Raw genomic sequence first — 19,841 nt, 5'->3', positions numbered from 1 at the left:
TACAACCAAATGAGCAATACATTAACCGGCGGCGAATTTTTAATCAAAGAAGTTCCTGCCCACGAAATTTTCACACTGGAAGAACTCACCGAAGAGCAAAAAATGCTGCGTGATGCAGCCAAAGAATTCATAGACCGTGAAGTCCTTCCCCACAGAGAGCGCTTTGAAAAGAAAGACTATGCCCTTACCGAAGAAAAAATGCGTCAGATGGGCGAAATGGGCTTTCTGGGAGTGACCGTGCCGGAAGAATACGGCGGCATGGGCATGGGCTTTGTGACCACCATGCTGGCCTGCGATTTTCTATCCGGAGCCAACGGATCTCTGGCCACCGCTTTCGGGGCACATACCGGAATCGGCACCCTGCCTATTCTCCTGTACGGAACCGAAGCACAAAAGCAGAAATACCTGCCGGATCTGGCCAGCGGAACAAAATTCGGAGCGTACTGCCTCACCGAACCCGATGCCGGGTCTGATGCCAACTCCGGGAAAACCAAAGCCAGACTTTCTGAAGACGGCACCCATTACATCATCAATGGTCAGAAAATGTGGATCTCCAATGCCGGATTTGCAGAAATATTCATTGTTTTTGCCAGAATTGACGATGATAAAAATATCACCGCATTTATTGTGGAAAAAGAAGGAACGGAAGGACTTACCTTTGGCGAAGAAGAACACAAACTGGGCATCCGCTCCTCCTCTACCCGTCAGGTTTTCTTTACCGATATGAAAGTTCCGGTAGAAAATCTGCTGGGCGAAAGAAACAATGGTTTCAAAATCGCACTGAATGCACTGAACGTAGGCCGCATTAAACTGGCAGCAGCCAATCTGGACGGACAAAGACGCATCCTGGGACATGCTGCAAAATACGCCAATGAAAGAAAACAATTCGGCGTGTCCATCTCCACATTCGGAGCCATCCGTAAGAAAATTGCAGAAATGGCTACCGGAATTTTTGTAGCAGAAGCAGGTTCTTACCGAGCGGCCAAAAATGTGGAAGATAAAACCCAGGAACTCATTGCGGCCGGACTGAATCACCAGGAAGCCGAACTGAAAGGTGTGGAAGAATTTGCAGTAGAAGCATCCATTCTGAAAGTCTATGTTTCTGATCTTACCCAGCATATTGCAGATGAAGGGATTCAGATATACGGCGGCATGGGATTCTCTGAAGACACCCCGATGGAAGCCGCATGGCGTGACTCCAGAATTTCCAGGATTTATGAAGGAACCAATGAGATTAACCGACTTCTGGCGGTGGGCATGCTCATTAAAAAAGCCATGAAAGGACAGCTGAACCTGCTGGAGCCGGCTATGGAAGTGGGCAAAGAACTGATGTCTATTCCTTCCTTTGATGTTCCGGATTATTCTGAATTGCTGAGCGAAGAAAAGGCATTGCTGGCCAGCCTGAAGAAGGTTTTCCTGATGGTTTCCGGAGCCGCATTGCAGAAATACATGACCGAAATAGAGAAACAGCAGCATTTATTGCTGAATGCCTCTGAAATTCTGAATCAGATTTATATGGCAGAGTCTGCCATTCTGCGGGCTGAGAAACATTTTGAGGCCGACTCTGTGGAGGTTGCCATGGCACAGCTGAACCTGTACAAAGCTGTGGAAAAAATCATAGAAGCTGCCAAGGAAGGCATTATTTCCTTTGCCGAGGGAGATGAACAGCGCATGATGCTCTCTGGTCTCAGAAGGTTTACCAAATACACCAACTACCCGAATATTGTGGCGCTTACCGAAAAAATCGCTGCACATTTTGTGGAAAAAGAAGCGTACTAAACGATGGCAATCCATTCCAAAACCGTCTCCTCAGAGGCGGTTTTTTTGGGTTCAATATTTTTGATTAACTTTAAATAAAATTTCCATCATGAAATCATTATGTATGCTGCTGCTCGTTTTTCCGGGACTTTTCTATGCGCAGGAAAATCCGCCGGTGCAGGCGAAGTCATTGTTGCCACCGGTGCAGGCAGATGCTGATACAGCCGGCCTTCCGAAATCCGGTGCAGAGCAGATTGATTATAAAATTCTGGTTCACACACTGGAAAATCCGGAGCGGTACTATATGCAGGTGCATCAGCCGGAAGTTCCTTTGGCAAGCCTTCGCCGTTTACAGCCATTGCCGGAAAAGGAAAACTTGGAACAGGACTCCCCGTAGAAATCAGGTTTTTGGAACATTCCGAAGGTGAATATTTTACTGTGGATGAAAAAAGCAGGCACAATGGCAAAAAATATCCTCTTTACCTAAAAAAGTTCTTTGAAAAATAATTCCATTTCAGTATTTTTGGAAAAATCAAAGAAAAACGAAGATGGGGCACTTACCAAAGCTTATAGAAGACCTGGCACTAATTCTGATTGTGGCAGCCTTTGTAGTACTGATATTCCGGAGAATTAAACAGCCTTTGGTTCTGGGATACATCATTGCAGGATTTCTGGTAAGTCCCAATCTGAATATTTTCCCGTCTGTGGTAGACAGCGCCAATATTAAAACCCTGGCAGAAATCGGGGTGATTTTCCTGCTCTTCAGTCTGGGGCTGGAGTTCAGTTTCAAGAAACTCATGAATGTGGGTGGATCTGCCTCTGTCACGGCCTTCACAGAAATTATCTTCATTACTGTTGCCGGGTATTTTACCGGTAAAATGCTGGGCTGGAGTACCATGGACAGCATGTTTCTGGGTGGTATGCTGGCCAGCTCCTCCACCACCATTATCATCCGTGCCTTTGACGAGCTGGGTGTGAAAACAAAGAATTTTGCCAAAACGGTTTTCGGGGTTCTGGTGGTAGAAGACATTGTGGTGATTCTCCTCATGGTATTGCTGTCCACTATTGCGGTTACCAAGGAATTTGAAGGCACGCAGATTCTGTTTACCGTAGCCAAACTGCTGTTTTTCCTGATCTTATGGTTCCTTTTGGGGATTTTTCTCATCCCAACTTTCCTGAAAAGAATTAAGAATCTCATTGATGATGAAATCTTAATGATTCTGTCCATCGGACTTTGTCTGGGTATGGTTCTCATTGCCACTTCTGTAGGATTCTCTGCAGAGCTGGGTGCATTTGTCATGGGATCCATTATTGCAGAAACTACCGTGGCAGAAAAGGTAGAACACACCCTGAAATCTGTAAAAGACCTCTTTGGTGCGGTATTCTTCGTATCGGTAGGGATGATGATTAATTATGATGATATGGTGACCTATGCGTGGCCTATTTTCATTGTGACCCTGCTTACGATTTTCGGGAAACTCTTCAGTTCATCACTGGGAGCACTCATTTCCGGGCAGCCGCTGAAACAGTCTGTGCAGGTGGGAATGAGTATGGCGCAAATTGGTGAATTCGCATTCATTGTCGCCACACTGGGACTTTCGCTGGGCGTTATTTCAGATTTTCTGTTCCCGGTAGCCGTGGGTGTTTCGGCCATTACCACCTTTACCACTCCTTATATGATTAAAATTTCTGAGCCGTTCTATAACTGGATTGTGAAGGTGACGCCGCAGAAATATATAGACCGCATCAACAAATACTCGTCCAATACCCAAAGCATACAGTCTGAATCCAGCTGGCAGACCATTCTGAAACAGTATGCTAAAATCATAGTGATTAACGGTATTGTGATCATCGCCATATACCTGCTGTTTTCTCAGTTCATCATACCGACCATTAACCAGAATCTGGACAGCAATGACATTAAAAACATCATCGGGAATTCATTGCCCATCATTTTCATCATTCCATTTTTATGGGCACTGATGGTAAAACGCCCCAACTCTGTGGCGTACCGTGAACTGTGGACCAAAACTAAATATAACCGCGGACCGCTTCTGATTCTGGAAATCGCCCGTTTTGCACTGGGAATTTTCATTCTGGGATTCTTCCTGAACCGCTTCGCATCTACCACCATATCATTCTTCATTACCATTCCGGTAGCCATTATTCTGATTGTGACCTTCAATACCCGTATTAAGAAGTTTTACAGCCGGCTGGAGAAGCGGTTCATCACCAACTTTAACATCCGCCAGATTACAGAAGATGCTCAGGATTCCAGAAATTACTCCGGAAATCCTGAAATTTCAAGCAGCCTCGCAGCCTGGGATGTACACATTATTGAGGTAGAAGTAAAACCACTCGCAGACTATATTGGGGTACCGCTGATTGACCTGCAGTGGCGCGAGAAATACGGCGTCAACATCGGATACATACAACGCGGATCCAAGGTCATTCACTCGCCGGACCGCCACCAGGTACTGATGCCATATGACAAAGTAGGGATCATTACCACAGATGATCAGTTCCAGGTATTTAAACCGGTTTTCGACAGTGAGGAAATCGTGATGGAGGAAAGCACAGACCACATCAAGCTGGGTCGTATCCTCATCAACCATCATTCACATAAAAAAGGATTAACCATCCGCGAATCCGGTATCCGAGATAAAACCGACGGACTGGTTGTGGCCATCCGCCGTGGAGACGAGCGTATTCTGAACCCTGCCTCTACCGAAGTGTTACGCGAGGACGACATTGTATGGGTGGTGGGCGACCGTAAAAAAATTGACCAACTGAACGTAGAACTCTAGCCATGACCCGGGAAGAACTGCTGAATAAAGCCATTAAAATTGCTGCCAGAGCGCATAAAGATCAGACCGACCGGTTTGGCGTGCCCTATGTGTCACACGTGATGCGCGTGATGAATTATGGAAAAACGTATGACGAAAAAATTGTGGGGGTGCTGCATGATGTGGTAGAAGACTGCCCGGAAATTACATTAGAATACCTGCTGGATCAGGGTTTCCCGAACCATGTGGTTTTTGCCATAGAATGCCTGACCAAAAACCCTTCAGATCAGAATTATATAGAATTCATCAGGCAAATCGAGCGTTCTCCGCTGGCCATTTCTGTAAAACTGAATGACCTGAAAGACAATATGGACCTGACCCGTTTCGTAAAGCCCATTACCGAAAAAGATATGAAGCGCCTGAACAAATACCTGAAAGCTTATCTTTATCTGAAAGACAAGTATTAATCGTGAATAACTGTATAATTTCTACAGTTTAATACGGTAGCTCGCTCCTATATGAAACCACCTGCCCGGCATGGGCACACCGAAGGTTTCTGTATATTGCGCATCGGTCACATTGTTCACCAGCACATACAGTTTCAGCTGATTCAGGTGGTAGTGCACCGCCACATCCAGCAACTGATGGCTCCCCGTAGATACCCGCTCCAGATACCGGTATACGAATTGTGAAGTCAGATTTTTTGTCCAGCGGTTTTCCATTTTGCCAACTACCTGATGTTTCAGATTTTCCATGACGTACCGTGACATCAGTGCCGGATTGTGTTCCGCTTTGCTTTCCAGAAAGGTATAACCGAGAGCTATTTTTTCTACAACCGACTGAAAACGTTGTTCCAGCTCGGCCTCGAATCCTTTGGTATTGATTTTCCCGATGTTCACCGCCTGCCACGGTTCTGCCGCATCTGCCTTGATCCAGTCTATGGCATCATGGGTAAATCTGCCAAAACCGGTAATCTTGCCTGTGAATCCCCCCTTCTGAAACCGGTAACCTGCTTCTGCCGACAGCGCATTTTCCGGGAGTAAATTTGGATTCCCTGTCTCAGACGGACTGCTGTAATACAAATCGGTAAAGGTGGGAATACGGTTTACTTTGGCTGCACTTCCGAAGATTTTATGTGCATCTGTGATGCTGAAACCCACATCAATTCCCGGATAGAAAAAATCGCCGTGATCATCATAATGACTCCAGGAAATTCCCGGACTGATGCTGAGGCGGTCACTGAAAAGCGAAAAATAATGTTCAAAGAAAGCCTGAGTCAGAAAACGCTCGCGGTCTCCCAGATTGTTGCTGGACAAATATTCCTTGCGCAGTTCCACGCCCAGACCGGTGGTTCCCAGTGCCGAGGTATAGCTTCCGTTCAGCTCACCGCCCACATTATTCCCGATGTGCATATTGCGGTAAATTTCAGGCTTATTGCGCACATACTCATACATATCCTGGCCTCTGCGCCAGTACATATTTCCCTGCATGCGAAACTGATTCCACTGCTGGTCTGCAGCTACGCTTACCACAGATGCCTGAGTTTCCTCATACTGATCGCGGGCAGCCGCCGTGGCATAGAAACCGTTGGCTCCGAATTTTTTCTCCTGAATGCCGGCCTGGAAACGCAGATTTCCATTTTGAAGACGAAGGTGATTCTGATAGAAAATATTATGAATTTTGTAATCGGTATTGTACCGGTAGCCACCGGAACTGCTGGTAGAAGCCTGCACGAAATTAGAGATACGCTCATTGCCAAACTGACTGTCCAGTCCCATGGAATAGGTTTCAAAGTCGCCGCCGGCAGCAGAAACCGTCACCGTATTTTCAGAAGAGGCTTTGGTCACAATATTGATGACCCCCGCATAGGCATTTTGCCCGAAGCGCCTTGCTGCGGGTCCTTTCACAATTTCTATTTTTTCAATGGATGACAAGTCCACCGGCACACTCATGGAATTGTGCCCGGTCTGCGAATCATTCATGCGGATTCCGTTAATGAGAATGAGCACTTGTTCAAACGAACTTCCACGAAGCGAAATATCTGCCTGCACCCCGTTGGCGCCTCTTTTCCGGATATCAAAACCGGTGAAATGTGCCAGAATTTCTTCTACACTCTGCGCAGGAGTGGTCTGCAGATCTGCTTTGGTGATTACGGTCACATTTTCATTGACCTTCTTCAGCGGCAGATTCAGAAATTTACCAAATACCTGAACTTCCTCTACCTGCGTTTCTTTATCCTGAGCAAAAAACACAGTGGCCATTCCCAGACCCATCAAACATAAAAACGGCTTCTTCATGAACAAATTATTTCGCAGAAATGGTATCACTGATACAAGACCTGCCATTCTTGCCGGCAAATATAAAAAGGAATGAAAGAACTGAAAAGCAATATTGCCTGCTATTTTTTATTATGACATAGATAACTCTATGATATTTATCATTAAAAACTATGATTTTTCAGGTGTAAAATCAAAAAAAGCCGTTCAGTTCTTTTCAACAATCCGTCTTTCTCTGCGCGTCTGAATCCGCTAAAAAAATCGTAATTTTGCCTGTCTAAAATTTCACATGGCCACAACAGAACCTATCGATATAAAAAAAGAAATTTTCGTTAAGAACGCTCATCTTAACAACCTGAAAAACATAGATGTAGTCATCCCCAAAAATAAACTGGTGGTGATTACCGGCGTGTCGGGCAGCGGAAAATCTTCGCTGGCTTTTGATACGATTTATGCAGAAGGACAGCGCCGGTACGTAGAAAGTCTCAGCTCCTATGCGAGGCAGTTTCTGGGCAAACTGGAAAAACCGAAGATTGACAGCATCAAAGGGCTGGCACCCTCCATCGCCATCCAGCAGAAGGTCATTTCTTCCAATCCGCGTTCCACCGTGGGAACCACCACTGAAATTTATGATTATCTGAAACTGCTTTTTGCCAGAATCGGACATACTTTTTCACCGGTATCCGGTAAGGAGGTGAAGAAAGATTCGGTGACAGACGTGGTAAATTTCATCAGCAACCATCCGGGTCATACTTTTCTGCTCCGCGCCCCTCTGAAATTCTCCGTTGAAAGTTTCAGTCAGACACTCAATGCTCTGAAAATCTCCGGATTCACCAAACTGGAGGTCAATGGCAATGTAGCAGGAATTGAAGATTTGGAAAGCTTCGGGTTCGTACCGGAGCAGGATATGGACATTCATCTGGTGATTGACCGTTTCAGCTATGAGGATGACGAGAGTTTCCTGCAGCGGCTTGCAGACTCGGTACAGATGGCATTCTATGAAGGACACGGCTACTGCTCACTCAAAAATGCCGGTACCGCAGAAGTGCATGAGTTTTCAAACAAATTTGAGCTGGACGGCATCGAGTTTTTGGAACCGAACGTTCACTTTTTCAGTTTCAATAATCCGTACGGAGCCTGCCCGGAATGTGAAGGGTATGGCAAAGTGATCGGGATAGATCAGGATCTGGTGATTCCCAATAAAAATCTTTCGGTTTACGAAGAAGCCGTGGCCGCCTGGAAAGGTGAAAGCATGAGTGAATGGCGCAAAGACTTTATCAAAAAAGCCAAAGACTTCCCGGTGCACAAACCGTATCATCAACTGAGTAAAGAGCAGAAAGATTATCTGTGGAAAGGCGACGGCACCTCCGGTTTCCCTTCCCTGCGTAATTTCTTTAAAATGCTGGAAGGCAATCTCTACAAAATCCAGTACCGCGTGATGCTCTCCCGCTACCGTGGCAAAACCCTGTGCCCTACCTGCGAGGGACTGAGACTGCGCCCCGAAACCGAATGGGTAAAAATAGACGGCTACAACATACAATCACTGATAGAATTGCCGCTGGACGAACTGCTGCCGGTAGTACAGCAACTGAAATTAAGTGCTCATGACGCCGAAGTAGCCAAAAGACTGCTCTACGAAATCACGACCCGATTGCAGTTTCTGGAAAAAGTAGGCTTGGGTTACCTCACCCTGAACCGGACCTCCAACACGCTTTCCGGCGGAGAAAGCCAGAGAATCAACCTCGCTACCAGCCTGGGAAGCTCGCTGGTAGGCTCCATTTATATCCTGGATGAACCTTCCATCGGGTTGCATTCCCGCGATACCGAAAACCTGATAGAAGTGCTGAAAAGCCTGCGAGATCTGGGCAATACGGTCATTGTGGTAGAGCATGACGAAGATGTGATGCGGGCAGCAGACTACATTATAGACATTGGTCCGGAAGCCGGGTATCTGGGAGGCGAACTGGTCTTTGCCGGAAATTTTGATGAACTGAAAGAATCAGACTCGCTTACGGCTCAGTATCTTACCGGCACACTGGAAATAAAAGTACCTCAAACCCGGCGCAAACCGAAAGAATGGATCCGGGTAAAAGGCGCACGTCAGAATAATTTGAAGAACATAGACGTGGACATTCCGCTGGAAAGTCTGGTCGTCATTTCCGGTGTATCGGGCTCCGGTAAATCTACCCTGATGAAGGAAGTCCTGAGTACAGAAATCCAGATTCAGCTGGGTATGGGCGGCAAGAAAGGCGATTATGATGCCGTGGAATTCCCTAAGAAGCTCATTAAGAACATAGAACTGATTGATCAGAATCCCATCGGGAAATCCTCACGCTCCAATCCGGTAACCTATCTGAAAGCGTATGATGACATCCGGGATCTTTTTGCTCGGCAGAAACTGTCTAAAATGATGGGCTATAAAACCAAACACTTTTCCTTTAACGTGGACGGTGGCCGCTGCGAAGCGTGCAAAGGTGAAGGAGTAATCAATGTGTCCATGCAGTTTATGGCAGACATAGAACTGGAATGCGAAGCCTGCAGGGGAACTCGTTTTAAAAATGAAATCCTGGAGGTAAAATATGATGACAAAAATATTTCAGACATCCTGCACATGACCGTGGATGAAGCGCTGGACTTCTTCCGGGACAATGATGAGAAGAAAATTGTGACCAAACTGCAACCCTTGCAGGACGTGGGTCTGGGTTATTTGCAATTGGGTCAGAGTTCCTCTACCCTTTCCGGGGGCGAAGCGCAACGCATAAAACTGGCTTCATTTCTGGTAAAAGGCAGCACTACGGACAAAACGCTTTTTGTTTTTGATGAACCTTCTACCGGTCTGCATTTTCATGACATCAACAAATTGCTGCAATCCCTGCAGGCACTTATAGAACTGGGGCATTCGGTGATTGTGATTGAGCACCAGCCGGACATCATTAAAACCGCAGATTATATTATTGACATTGGCCCGGAAGCCGGAAAATACGGTGGTGAAGTGGTTTTTTCGGGAACTCCCGAAGAGCTGGTTCATAACACAGTATCTCATACGGCAAAATATATTGCTGCCAAACTTTAAATATGAAAAAAGGAATTCCGAACCGGAATTCCTTTTTTGATAATATGACATCACCGTTTATTTATTCACCACCATTTTAAAGGTTTTCAATACGGTTCCCTGGTTGGCAGATACTTTTACCATATATGTGCCCGCAGAAAGTGTTCCGGCTAGGTCGATATGCTGGGTTTTGCGTTTTGCCAAAGGTTTTTGTACAATCAATCTGCCGGCAAAATCGTAAACCTGTACCGTGGCAGCTTCCTTTTGCAGTACACTTCCGCTCAAATAGAAGTTCCCGTTGTTTGGGTTATCATACAATACCAGATCCTGACCCGCGCCCGTCTCCGCTACAGACAGTTCCTCCTTCAGGGTGAACTTGGCCATGAAGCCAAAGGTTTTTCCGGGAGATGGATCAATCATGGCGGGGAAAGCCGCGCCGTGGGTAACAATCTTGGTAGATGCACCGGTGGAACCCCACAGAATCAATGCGCCGTTTGACAGCAGCTTAGCCATCCAAATAAGATTCTGTATGGGTAAAGGATCCGTTCAGGACAAACTGGTCATAATAAGAAGTAGTGTACCCCGCTACCTTATCAACGACTCCACCCACAAACATATTGCCCTGAGAATCAACAGGAAACACATTCCCCTTATACTCATTAGCAATTTTCGTTCCTGCACCGCCTATATAGGTGCCCCATTCCCGGAAATAAGGGAAGTCGTTTTGGGCATGCACGCACAGCATCGAAAAGAAACTCAGTATAAAGAATATAATTTTTTTCATAATGACAAGATTTTTAAGTGTTTAACTCCATAAAACTAAAACTATGCAAATTTTTTTCTCATGAATGCGAATTTTATAACCCTTTTAGAATCATTCTAAATAAACTTATCCACAATAAAAAGTGGATAACCTGTGAATTTTAACATTAAATTCATCTTGCCTTTCAAAAAAATGTGTACATTTACCCTGTAAAAGCAACCGAAAGTGAACGCGCTGCACCCCATATTACCCAAAATAAGCATAATATTACTTAATATAAAAACTTAAGAGAAGCACTGTCGGCTTCTCTTTTTTGTTGTTGTCTAACTAAAAAAATGAGATGTTTTATCTACTGAGCCCGCTCCTGAAGAGCGGGTTCTTTCTGCACCATGACGCGACTTGCAGAAAGGTATGGGTAAGATACCGTTTAAATTGAATTCCCATGAAAGAAAAATCTAAAGATCCGCTGCACGGCAAAAGACTGGATGCCATTCTGGAAGAACTGCTGGCGTATTACGGTGGTTTCGGAAAACTAAGTGAACAAATCAGCATCCGCTGTTTTACCGATAACCCCAGCATCAGTTCCTCATTAAAATTTCTGCGCAAAACGCCCTGGGCCAGAGCAAAGGTAGAAAGCCTCTATCTGTATGTACTGCGCCAGAAAAAAAAGAATGATTCCGGGGGAACTTAAGCAGGAAAGCTGGCCGGTGCGGCTCCGGTATCCATTGAAAAAAGACTATATTTGCCGGGTATTTTGTGAACATCTTCACAATGAAAAGACCATTTAATATGACAATAGAAAACAATCATGTGGTAGCGGTAAAATACATTCTGCATACCCTGAACGAAGACGGCAGCAAAACGCTGGTTGAAGAAACCACAGCGGAAAATCCCCTGACTTTCCTGTATGGTGTGGGAGTGATGATTCCCAAATTTGAACAGGAAATTCTGGGTCTGAAAGCAGGCGACAAAACCGACTTTGTTATCGCTTCTGATGAGGCGTATGGCCCCAGACAACCCGATGCCCTGGCCAATCTCTCTGCAGAGATGTTCAAAGAATCCGGAATGCCGCCGGTAGGTGCTCTACTGCCGCTGTCTGATGACCGTGGAAACAATTTCCAGGCAGTAGTGGTAGAAGTTACAGAAGACCATGTAGTGGCAGATCTGAACCACCCTATGGCCGGTAAAGACCTGGACTTCCAGGTAGAAATCGTGAATACCCGTCCGGCTACAGAAGAAGAACTGGCGCACGGCCACGCACATGGCATAGACGGAACAGAATCTCACTAAGCCGCTGTGTCTGTCACCTGAAAACATCAGAATGCCCGGAATTTCCGGGCATTTTCTGTAAGTAGCTCTACCGGGAATCGAACCCGGATCTGAAGTTTAGGAAACTCCTGTTCTATCCGTTGAACTATAGAGCTGACGGGTTTTCAGATTTTTAAAATTCCCCACCGCCAATTTCCGGTTATTTGCGGTCTGCCGTAATCCGGGCATCACGGTTGGCGAGTTCCCATGCCGTGGCAAAAATAAGCCTGGTGCGTTTTTTCAGTAATTCATAATCTATTTTATCGGCATCATCAGTAGGTTTGTGATAATCCTCATGAATGCCGTCAAAATAAAAGATGACCGGGATTCCGTTTTTGGCAAAATTATAATGATCTGAACGGTAATACAATTGCTGAGGATCATTGGGATCATCATACCTGTAATTCAGATTCAGTTTCTGGGTGGCTGCATTGGTTGCCTCGCTGATTTGTTTTAACTCCGAAGACAGCATTTCCGAACCTATGGCGTACACATAATCGGTACCGCAGTTTTCCGGATCGCAGCGACCTATCATGTCAATGTTCAGGTTTACCACCGTATTGGCCAGCGGATACACCGGATTTTCGGCATAATATTTAGATCCCAGCAGTCCGTGTTCCTCGCCCGTCACATGGAGCAATAAAATGGAACGCTTCGGACCGCGGCCATTATTCTTGGCCAGTTTAAAGGCTTCAGCAATTTCCATCAGTGCCACAGTGCCACTGCCATCATCATCGGCACCATTGTACACCACCCCGTTGCGCGTGCCCACGTGGTCATAATGCGCCGAGATGACAATGACTTCGTCCGGCTTTTCATTTCCTTTGATGAAGGCCAGAATATTCTCGGAATCAGGCAGATTTCCGCGACGGCCCCGCAACGCTTCACTTGGGACGTGCTGGTAGTAACTGGCCAGTGCATCCGGATGAGAAACGCCCATTTTTCGGTATTCATCAATCATATACCTGCCGGCCTTTTTCTGACCTTCTGAGCCGGTTTCGCGGCCCTCCATTTCGTCTGAGGCAATGATGTACAGATGTTTTTTCAGATCCTCTGCGGTAATGGATTCATACGATTTTTGAAATGCAGAACCTCCGGGTCCGTGCTGTGTGGTCTTGCAAGAGGTAAGCATGAGGCCCAGTAAAAGGGGAACCAGTAATTTTTTCATATTTATTTAATTTTTTCTGTTGGATGAAAATTCCTGAATCAGTGGCGGTACCTGCTGATGATTCGGGTTAAAAATCAGCATAAAAATATCAAAAAAAATCACAAACCACAGAAAATACTTAAATTTATGGGATGAAAATTCCAAGAAAACACTCGGGCAGCGATCTGACCATCTTCTCCGAAATGTCTGCTTTGGCCATGAAGCATCAGGCAGTAAATCTTTCTCAGGGATTCCCGGATTATGATACAGACCCGGCACTGCAGAAATTGCTGGGCGAAGCAGCGGAAAAAGGTTATAACCAGTATGCCCCACTGGCAGGGAATCCCCAACTGATTGAAAATCTGGTCACCTTTAATGCGCAGCGGCGGGTGCCGGTACCGGTGCATGCCTCAGAAATTACCATCGTACCGGGGGCTACCTACGGCATTTACTGTGCCCTGGCGGCCGTTTTACAGCCGGGCGATGAAGTGATTGTGCTGGAACCCTGCTATGACAGCTATGTTCCCTCCATAGAAATGAACGGTGGCGTTCCGGTTTTTGTGCAGCTCAATGAAAACTTTGAACTGAACTGGAATGATCTTGCAGCGGCCATTACCGAGAAAACAAGAGCCATCATTGTGAATTCACCGCACAATCCTACCGGCAAGGTTTGGGAAAAAGAAAGCATGGAAAAGCTGTGGAATGTGGTAAAAGACACCGAAATCATGATTATTTCTGATGACGTATATGACCTGCTGATTTATGATGACAGTGAATTTCATTGCCTTTTTAACCATCCCGGACTGCGCCAGCGCATGTTCAGTATTTTTTCATTCGGGAAGATGTTCCACATCACCGGCTGGAAGATTGGTTATGTGCTGGCCCCCGAAGAATTGAGTGTAGCCTTCCGAAGGGTGCACCAGTACCTCACCTTTTGTGTCAATTCGCCCGCGCAGTATGCCCTGGCCAAATACCTTGAAATTTTTGACGAAAAGGAAAACCGCCGGAGCATGCAGCAACGTCGTGATCTGTTCTGCGAACTGATGAAGGAAACCCCTTTTGAAATTGCAGAACCTGCGCATGGCAGTTATTTTCAGGTGGCGGGCTTCCGGAATATTCAGCCGGAGATGAGCGATAAGGAATTTGCCGTCTGGCTGACCCGTGAGAAAAATGTGGCCACCATTCCGGTGTCTGCGTTTTATCATGATCAGAAAGACACAGGAAGCGTCCGGTTTTGCTTCGCCAAAAAAGAAGAAACCATCCGGAATGCGGTGGCGCGGCTGAGGGAAATTGAGCGTATCTGACCGCAACCCAGCCCGTCTCCTATCTCGTGTCTCCCAGTCTCATGTCTCGTATCTGATTATTTCCTATCTTTATCAAAAGTAACCTTGTGGAAAATTCTTCAGATCTGCTATTGAAAAGCCGAGTGCATTCGGCCGGTGAAACCAATATCTTCAGTGAGATTGGTTATTTTTCTGACCTGCACCGGGCGGTGAACCTTGCCCAGAATGCCCCTGACTATGATTTTGATCCGCGGCTGAAAAATTTTATGATAGAGGCCATAGATGTGGACATGAATCCCTATGCGTCAGAATTTGTACACCCGCTGCTTCTGGAAAGCATCAAAGATTTTAACCTGAAGCGGGAACGGCCGTTAACCCTCACCGACTCAGAAATTTCCATCGTTCCAGGTTCTACCTATGGATTGTACATTGCCTTTACCACCTTCATAGAGCCCGGAGACGAAATCATCATCATAGAGCCGGGGTACGACACCTATATTCCGGCGGTGGAAATCCGGCATGCCCGACCGGTTTTTGTACCTCTGGACGATGATTTTAATATCGACTTTAACCGCATAAAGGAAGCCATTACAGAAAAAACCCGTGCCATTATTGTCAATACTCCGCACAATCCCTCGGGTAAAATGTGGACTGCCGCCGACTGGGATTCGCTTTGGGAAATCATCAAAGACGGGCCGGTGATGGTGATTTCAGATGAAGTTTATGATCTGATTTATTACGATGACCATACCTTTTGCAGTGCCTACGAACATCCGGGCATCCGTGAACGGTGTTTCTGCATTTATTCCTTTGAGAAAATGTTTCATGTATCCGGCTGGAAAGCGAGTTATGTGGTATCTTCTCCTGCGAATACGCGCGCCTTCCGAAACATTCATCAATATTTGTGCTTTACCATTAACTACCATTCCCAATATGCCGTAGCCCGCTATCTGCAGGTATTTGACATTCACGAAAACAGACGTTTTTTTGAACGCAAACGCAATCTCCTGCTGCAACTGACCGCCGGTTTGCCCCTCACGGTTTCTGAAAAAACTGCGGGCGGCTATGCACAGATTTTTTCATTCGCCGGAATGAAGCCTGAAATGAGTGACCGCGAGTGCTCACTTTGGCTCATAGAACATGCCGGAGTTGCCTCCATTCCGGTATCCGCCTTTTATCATGATTACCGCAATACCGGAAAAATCCGGCTGAGTTTTGCCAAAAAAGACGAAACCCTGCATAAGGCCGCAGAAAACCTGCACAAGTTCTTCAAGTACTAATAAAATTTGACATAAATCGTTAATTATCAGATAATTAACGTATTAAAATTATCATTCACCGAAGGTATCCTTACAAAATTCATGATCCTGAAAGGCAATAAATCACTAATCTTGCATGTTATTTATAGCATAGAGTAAAATTATTTTGATATGAAAAAAACAGCCTTCATTCTTGCTGTAGTGCTCACGGGAATCACTTCCTGCACTTCAGACCGCGACGAACCGGCACCCCAGGCAAATCTGCTTCTGGGAACCTGGCATCCGGACAGCAATAAAATTATTTCCGGGACTGATGCCAGCTATCTGGGTGAGCTGCCTATGACCGCCTGTTACAAACAGACCAGTTATCTGTTTAAAGCGGATCAGACGGTCTATAATAAGGAGTACAGCGATGAGACGGGCACCTGCACCTTTATGGAGGAAACCATGCCGTACAGCTATGACCCGGTGAATCAACTGCTGATGATTGACGGAGAAATCACGCCGGTACTTCAGCTGACTGATACCCTACTGCAAATTCAGATGAACGATACCAGTTTTGACTATAATAATGATGGTACCCCCGATTATCTGGTGATTACCCTGAAAAAATAAACCTCGTAACATTCATAAAAAGCCGCCCCGAAAATTCTTTTCGGGGCGGCTGCTTTTACAGGATTATGATCCTTTTACATGGAAAGAACGCGAACGTCTATTCTTCTGTTTTTGGCTTTACATTCGTCGGTGTCATTTTCCGGACACACAGGATGCTCGGGACCATAGCCCTCTGCTTCTATCCTGTCTGCTGCAATGCCCAGTTCCATCAGTTTCAGTTTGGCTGTTTCGGCACGCAGTTTAGACAATGTGCGGTTAGATTCATCATTTCCAGTATTATCTGTATATCCGCCCATCTTCAGTCTGAGGTTTGGATAAGCATTCAGCAGTTTATACACATTGTTCAGTGCATCCAGTGATTCGGGCTTCAGCTGATCACTTCCCGATTCAAAGAACAGATTTTCTACGGTAAACCACTGATCTTTGTTGAGCAGAAACGTCTGATCATTCTCGCCCAGAGCTACTGCCAGCAGGGCAACCTGACTCTTTTCACCAATATTCATGATATCGCCGTTCGGTAGTGGCAGCGTCGCCGTATTTCCGGTATGGTACACAAAATCTCCGGCCTCATTGAAAGTCCCGGTGGGTTCTTCCAGCATTAACACCACTTCTTCTTCAGCATGTGCTGCAGCACCGTGACCCAATCCGGCAGCAGCCAGTTGCAATGAAGCCAATTTCTCATCACGGTTTTCCTTTATTTTATCAGCATGCATCACAGCCAAAGTAGGTGCAATAACCAGTGAAACAATAGACATCAATTTAATCAGAATATTCATGGAAGGACCGGAAGTATCTTTAAAAGGATCTCCCACAGTATCTCCGGTTACCGACGCTTTATGCGGTTCCGAACCTTTGTAGAAAGTTTCTCCGTTAATGTCAACCCCTTTTTCAAAAGATTTCTTGGCATTATCCCAGGCGCCTCCGGCATTGTTCTGGAACATTCCCATCAATACACCAGACACAGTAGCGCCGGCCAGGAATCCTCCCAGTACTTCAGGCCCGAAGATAAATCCTACCAATAGTGGTGAAATAATAGCAATGGCACCCGGCAGCATCATTTTTCTGATGGACGCATCTGTGGAGATGGCCACACATTTTTCATACTCCGGTTCCGCTTTACCTTCCAGAATTCCCGGAATTTCGCGGAACTGACGTCTTACCTCTTCCACCATAGCCATAGCAGCCTGCCCCACGGCAGTAATGGCCAGGGATGAAAATATGAATGGAATCATGGCTCCCACAAACAATCCGGCAAGCACGTCTGCGCGGTAAATATCAATGCCGTCTATGCCTGCAATTCCTACAAAGGCTGCAAAAAGTGCCAGAGCGGTAAGCGCTGCAGAAGCAATGGCAAAACCTTTTCCTGTAGCTGCGGTGGTATTTCCTACGGCATCCAGAATATCGGTTCTTTCACGAACTTCTTTGGGTAGTTCACTCATCTCGGCGATTCCACCGGCATTATCAGCAATAGGCCCGAAAGCATCTATGGCCAGTTGCATGGCTGTAGTAGCCATCATCCCTGCGGCGGCAATGGCCACACCGTATAATCCGGCACATAAATAAGAACCGTAGATACCGCCGGCCAGAACCAGAATAGGCAGTAAAGTAGATTCCATTCCTACGGACAATCCGCCGATGATATTGGTGGCATGTCCGGTAGAAGATTGTCTTACAATGCTGCTTACCGGTCTTTTACCCATAGCAGTATAATATTCTGTAATGATGCTCATGAGCGTACCCACAACCAGTCCCACAATGATGGCGCCAAACACGCCCATTTTGGTGAATTCGTGACCCCGCAGCACCATGGTATCAGGCATCAGATAATTCACAAGGAAATAAGAAGAAACTGCTGTGATGATGATACTTCCCCAGTTCCCCAGGTTCAGTGCATTCTGCACATTGGAAGTAGAGGCACCGTCAGTATCGCTGATTTTCACAAATAAAGTCCCGATGATGGAAAACAGGATTCCGAAACCGGCAATGAGCATGGGAAGCAAAATAGGTGCATATCCGCCAAAGGCATCCACGGACAGGGTTTCTCTGCCCAGAACCATGGTAGCGAGCACGGTGGCCACATAGGATCCGAAGAGGTCTGCGCCCATACCGGCCACATCTCCTACGTTATCTCCCACGTTATCTGCAATGGTGGCAGGGTTTCTGGGATCATCTTCCGGGATTCCGGCTTCCACTTTCCCCACCAGGTCAGCGCCCACATCGGCCGCTTTGGTATAAATACCGCCGCCTACTCTGGCAAACAAGGCTATGGATTCTGCACCCAGTGAAAAGCCTGTAAGGATTTCAATGGTTCTTTCCATTTCCACCGTGTCTACACCGGCGCCGGGAGCAAAAATTTGTTTGATGATGATGAAGAGTGCGCCCAGTCCCAGCACAGCCAGTCCGGCAACCCCCATTCCCATCACAGATCCTCCGGTAAAGGACACTTTCAGGGCTTTGGCAAGGCTGGTTTTGGCAGCTTCTGCGGTTCTTACATTGGCCTTGGTAGCAATATTCATCCCAATATAGCCTGCTGCGGCACTGAATACGGCTCCAATGATGAAGGCCAGACCAATGGTCCAGTGGGAATTGCTGTTAGAGAAGCCCATTAAAGCCAGTAAAATGGCTACGATCACCACAAAATAAGTAAGGATTTTGTACTCGGCTTTCAGGAATGCCATCGCTCCGTCGGCAATATGCCCGCTGATGGCTCGCATTTTCTCATTTCCTGCATCCTGTTTTTTGACCCAGTTGCTTTGGAAAAAGGTATACAACAGCGCGACGACCCCGAATACGGGTACCAGATAAAACAATTCTGTCATAGTTTAAAATTTTTAATGAATGTTAATAAGATATTAAAGATAATAAAAACATCCATACACAGACGTAATTGTCCCTGTTTTTTTGCAAACAGCCAAATGCAGCGCATAAAAAAAGCAGACCTGAGTCTGCTGATATCTGAAATAAACGGGGGTCTATCCGCCGAATTTATTGGCATAATCCGTCTGGGAAGCCTGAATCACTTCTTTGGCGTGATCTGCCCCGTACACCTCCTGAATGCGGCACTTTGCAGGCTCATCCGGCAGGTTTTTATAGGTAAGGAAGTAGTGCATCAGCCTTTTCACTTCGGCCTGCGGGAGTTCGGAAATATCACGGAAATGCCCAAAAGCGTGATCACCCACCATCACGGCAACAATCTTATCATCTGCCTCACCTTTGTCTATCATTTTGAATCCGCCGATGGGCACTGCCTCCATCAGCATGCCGCCGGCGTGGATGCTGTGTGAACTCAGCACGCAGATATCCAGCGGGTCATGGTCTCCCATGGTCACATCATCTGCACCGCTTTCTACGGCCAGTTTCATGACCTCGTTATGGCAGTAGGTTCTGGGAATAAAGCCATACAGCGCCGGGATGATGTTGGAAAACTGCTGCGGGCGGTCCACCTTGAGGTAACCACTTGCTTTATCTACTTCATATTTAATAGTATCACTGGGAACTATCTCTACAAATACATTGACCACATGGGGCGCATCTTCACCTGCGGAAATCCCATGCCATGGGTGTGCTTTAAAATTTGGTATCATTATTTTTATT

General features: G+C 46.2%; 16 protein-coding genes and 1 tRNA gene. 10 read left to right on the top strand and 7 right to left on the bottom strand.

All coding sequences use genetic code 11. The features are described from left to right. The first annotated feature begins 9 nt into the window (after positions 1-9). The 4 genes from LKO26_RS12110 to LKO26_RS12095 all read left to right on the top strand — a co-directional run bounded on the left by LKO26_RS12110 (position 10) and on the right by LKO26_RS12095 (position 5,011). Entirely contained in the window at positions 10-1,779 is a 1,770-nt protein-coding gene (locus LKO26_RS12110; RefSeq protein ID WP_227588145.1) for an acyl-CoA dehydrogenase family protein, read from the top strand. Between the two features lie 88 nt (positions 1,780-1,867). Then, on the top strand, positions 1,868-2,155 hold the full coding sequence (locus LKO26_RS12105; RefSeq protein WP_227588144.1) for a hypothetical protein: 288 nt from the start codon (positions 1,868-1,870) through the stop codon (positions 2,153-2,155). A 151-nt stretch (positions 2,156-2,306) separates the two neighbouring features. After that, positions 2,307-4,565: a cation:proton antiporter gene (locus LKO26_RS12100; RefSeq protein WP_227588143.1), complete on the top strand. Its 2,259-nt coding sequence runs from the start codon at positions 2,307-2,309 to the stop codon at positions 4,563-4,565. 2 nt (positions 4,566-4,567) lie between these two features. Continuing rightward, positions 4,568-5,011 carry a phosphohydrolase gene (locus tag LKO26_RS12095; RefSeq protein WP_227588142.1) on the top strand — a complete coding sequence of 148 codons (444 nt, stop codon included), beginning with the start codon at positions 4,568-4,570 and terminating at the stop codon, positions 5,009-5,011. A gap of 21 nt (positions 5,012-5,032) precedes the next feature. Here LKO26_RS12095 and LKO26_RS12090 read toward each other — a convergent pair whose 3' ends face one another. Continuing rightward, positions 5,033-6,841, bottom strand: coding sequence for a TonB-dependent receptor plug domain-containing protein (locus LKO26_RS12090; RefSeq protein ID WP_227588141.1), 1,809 nt, complete (start codon positions 6,839-6,841; stop codon positions 5,033-5,035). Between the two features lie 268 nt (positions 6,842-7,109). Here LKO26_RS12090 and uvrA point away from each other — a divergent pair, with 268 nt between their 5' ends. After that, a complete protein-coding gene (gene uvrA, locus LKO26_RS12085; protein WP_227588140.1) occupies positions 7,110-9,893 on the top strand; it encodes an excinuclease ABC subunit UvrA in 2,784 nt (927 codons plus the stop codon). 57 nt (positions 9,894-9,950) lie between these two features. On the opposite strand, the gene LKO26_RS12080 is transcribed toward uvrA, so the two are convergent. Together LKO26_RS12080 and LKO26_RS12075 are read right to left on the bottom strand one after the other, a co-directional pair. Continuing rightward, the gene (locus LKO26_RS12080) at positions 9,951-10,385 is read right to left on the bottom strand and encodes a T9SS type A sorting domain-containing protein (protein ID WP_227588139.1); all 435 of its coding nucleotides are present in this window, start codon (positions 10,383-10,385) and stop codon (positions 9,951-9,953) included. Further along, positions 10,378-10,656: a hypothetical protein gene (locus tag LKO26_RS12075; protein ID WP_227588138.1), complete on the bottom strand. Its 279-nt coding sequence runs from the start codon at positions 10,654-10,656 to the stop codon at positions 10,378-10,380. Before LKO26_RS12075 ends, LKO26_RS12080 begins: the two co-directional genes overlap by 8 nt. Before the next feature lie 421 nt (positions 10,657-11,077). Here LKO26_RS12075 and LKO26_RS12070 point away from each other — a divergent pair, with 421 nt between their 5' ends. Both LKO26_RS12070 and LKO26_RS12065 read left to right on the top strand, forming a co-directional pair. Continuing rightward, positions 11,078-11,326 (top strand): VF530 family DNA-binding protein, encoded by a 249-nt coding sequence (locus tag LKO26_RS12070; protein WP_227588137.1) that lies wholly within the window; start codon positions 11,078-11,080, stop codon positions 11,324-11,326. An 80-nt stretch (positions 11,327-11,406) separates the two neighbouring features. Beyond that, positions 11,407-11,925, top strand: coding sequence for a peptidylprolyl isomerase (locus LKO26_RS12065; protein ID WP_227588136.1), 519 nt, complete (start codon positions 11,407-11,409; stop codon positions 11,923-11,925). Between the two features lie 62 nt (positions 11,926-11,987). Here the strand turns inward: LKO26_RS12065 and LKO26_RS12060 are convergent. Next, positions 11,988-12,059, bottom strand: a tRNA-Arg gene (locus LKO26_RS12060). Positions 12,060-12,103: 44 nt separating this feature from the next. Then, complete coding sequence (locus LKO26_RS12055) at positions 12,104-13,111, bottom strand: M28 family metallopeptidase (protein ID WP_227588135.1); 1,008 nt, start codon at positions 13,109-13,111, stop codon at positions 12,104-12,106. A 131-nt stretch (positions 13,112-13,242) separates the two neighbouring features. Between LKO26_RS12055 and LKO26_RS12050 the strand changes: the two genes are divergently transcribed. The 3 genes from LKO26_RS12050 to LKO26_RS12040 all read left to right on the top strand — a co-directional run bounded on the left by LKO26_RS12050 (position 13,243) and on the right by LKO26_RS12040 (position 16,247). Further along, positions 13,243-14,394, top strand: a complete 1,152-nt coding sequence (locus LKO26_RS12050) for a methionine aminotransferase (RefSeq protein ID WP_227588134.1) — start codon at positions 13,243-13,245, stop codon at positions 14,392-14,394. An 86-nt stretch (positions 14,395-14,480) separates the two neighbouring features. Next, positions 14,481-15,653, top strand: a complete 1,173-nt coding sequence (locus LKO26_RS12045) for an aminotransferase class I/II-fold pyridoxal phosphate-dependent enzyme (protein WP_227588133.1) — start codon at positions 14,481-14,483, stop codon at positions 15,651-15,653. Between the two features lie 150 nt (positions 15,654-15,803). Continuing rightward, complete coding sequence (locus LKO26_RS12040; protein ID WP_227588132.1) at positions 15,804-16,247, top strand: hypothetical protein; 444 nt, start codon at positions 15,804-15,806, stop codon at positions 16,245-16,247. A 74-nt stretch (positions 16,248-16,321) separates the two neighbouring features. On the opposite strand, the gene LKO26_RS12035 is transcribed toward LKO26_RS12040, so the two are convergent. Beyond that, positions 16,322-19,066, bottom strand: coding sequence for a sodium-translocating pyrophosphatase (locus LKO26_RS12035; protein ID WP_227588131.1), 2,745 nt, complete (start codon positions 19,064-19,066; stop codon positions 16,322-16,324). A 153-nt stretch (positions 19,067-19,219) separates the two neighbouring features. Further along, on the bottom strand, positions 19,220-19,831 hold the full coding sequence (locus LKO26_RS12030) for an inorganic pyrophosphatase (protein ID WP_227588130.1): 612 nt from the start codon (positions 19,829-19,831) through the stop codon (positions 19,220-19,222). Positions 19,832-19,841 lie beyond the last annotated feature (10 nt).

Source organism: Chryseobacterium sp. MFBS3-17 (assembly GCF_020687745.1).
In the GTDB taxonomy this organism is placed as follows: Bacteria; Bacteroidota; Bacteroidia; order Flavobacteriales; family Weeksellaceae; genus Marnyiella.
Note: the sequence above shows the minus strand (reverse complement) of the source record. Positions and strands in the feature narration are given on the sequence as shown.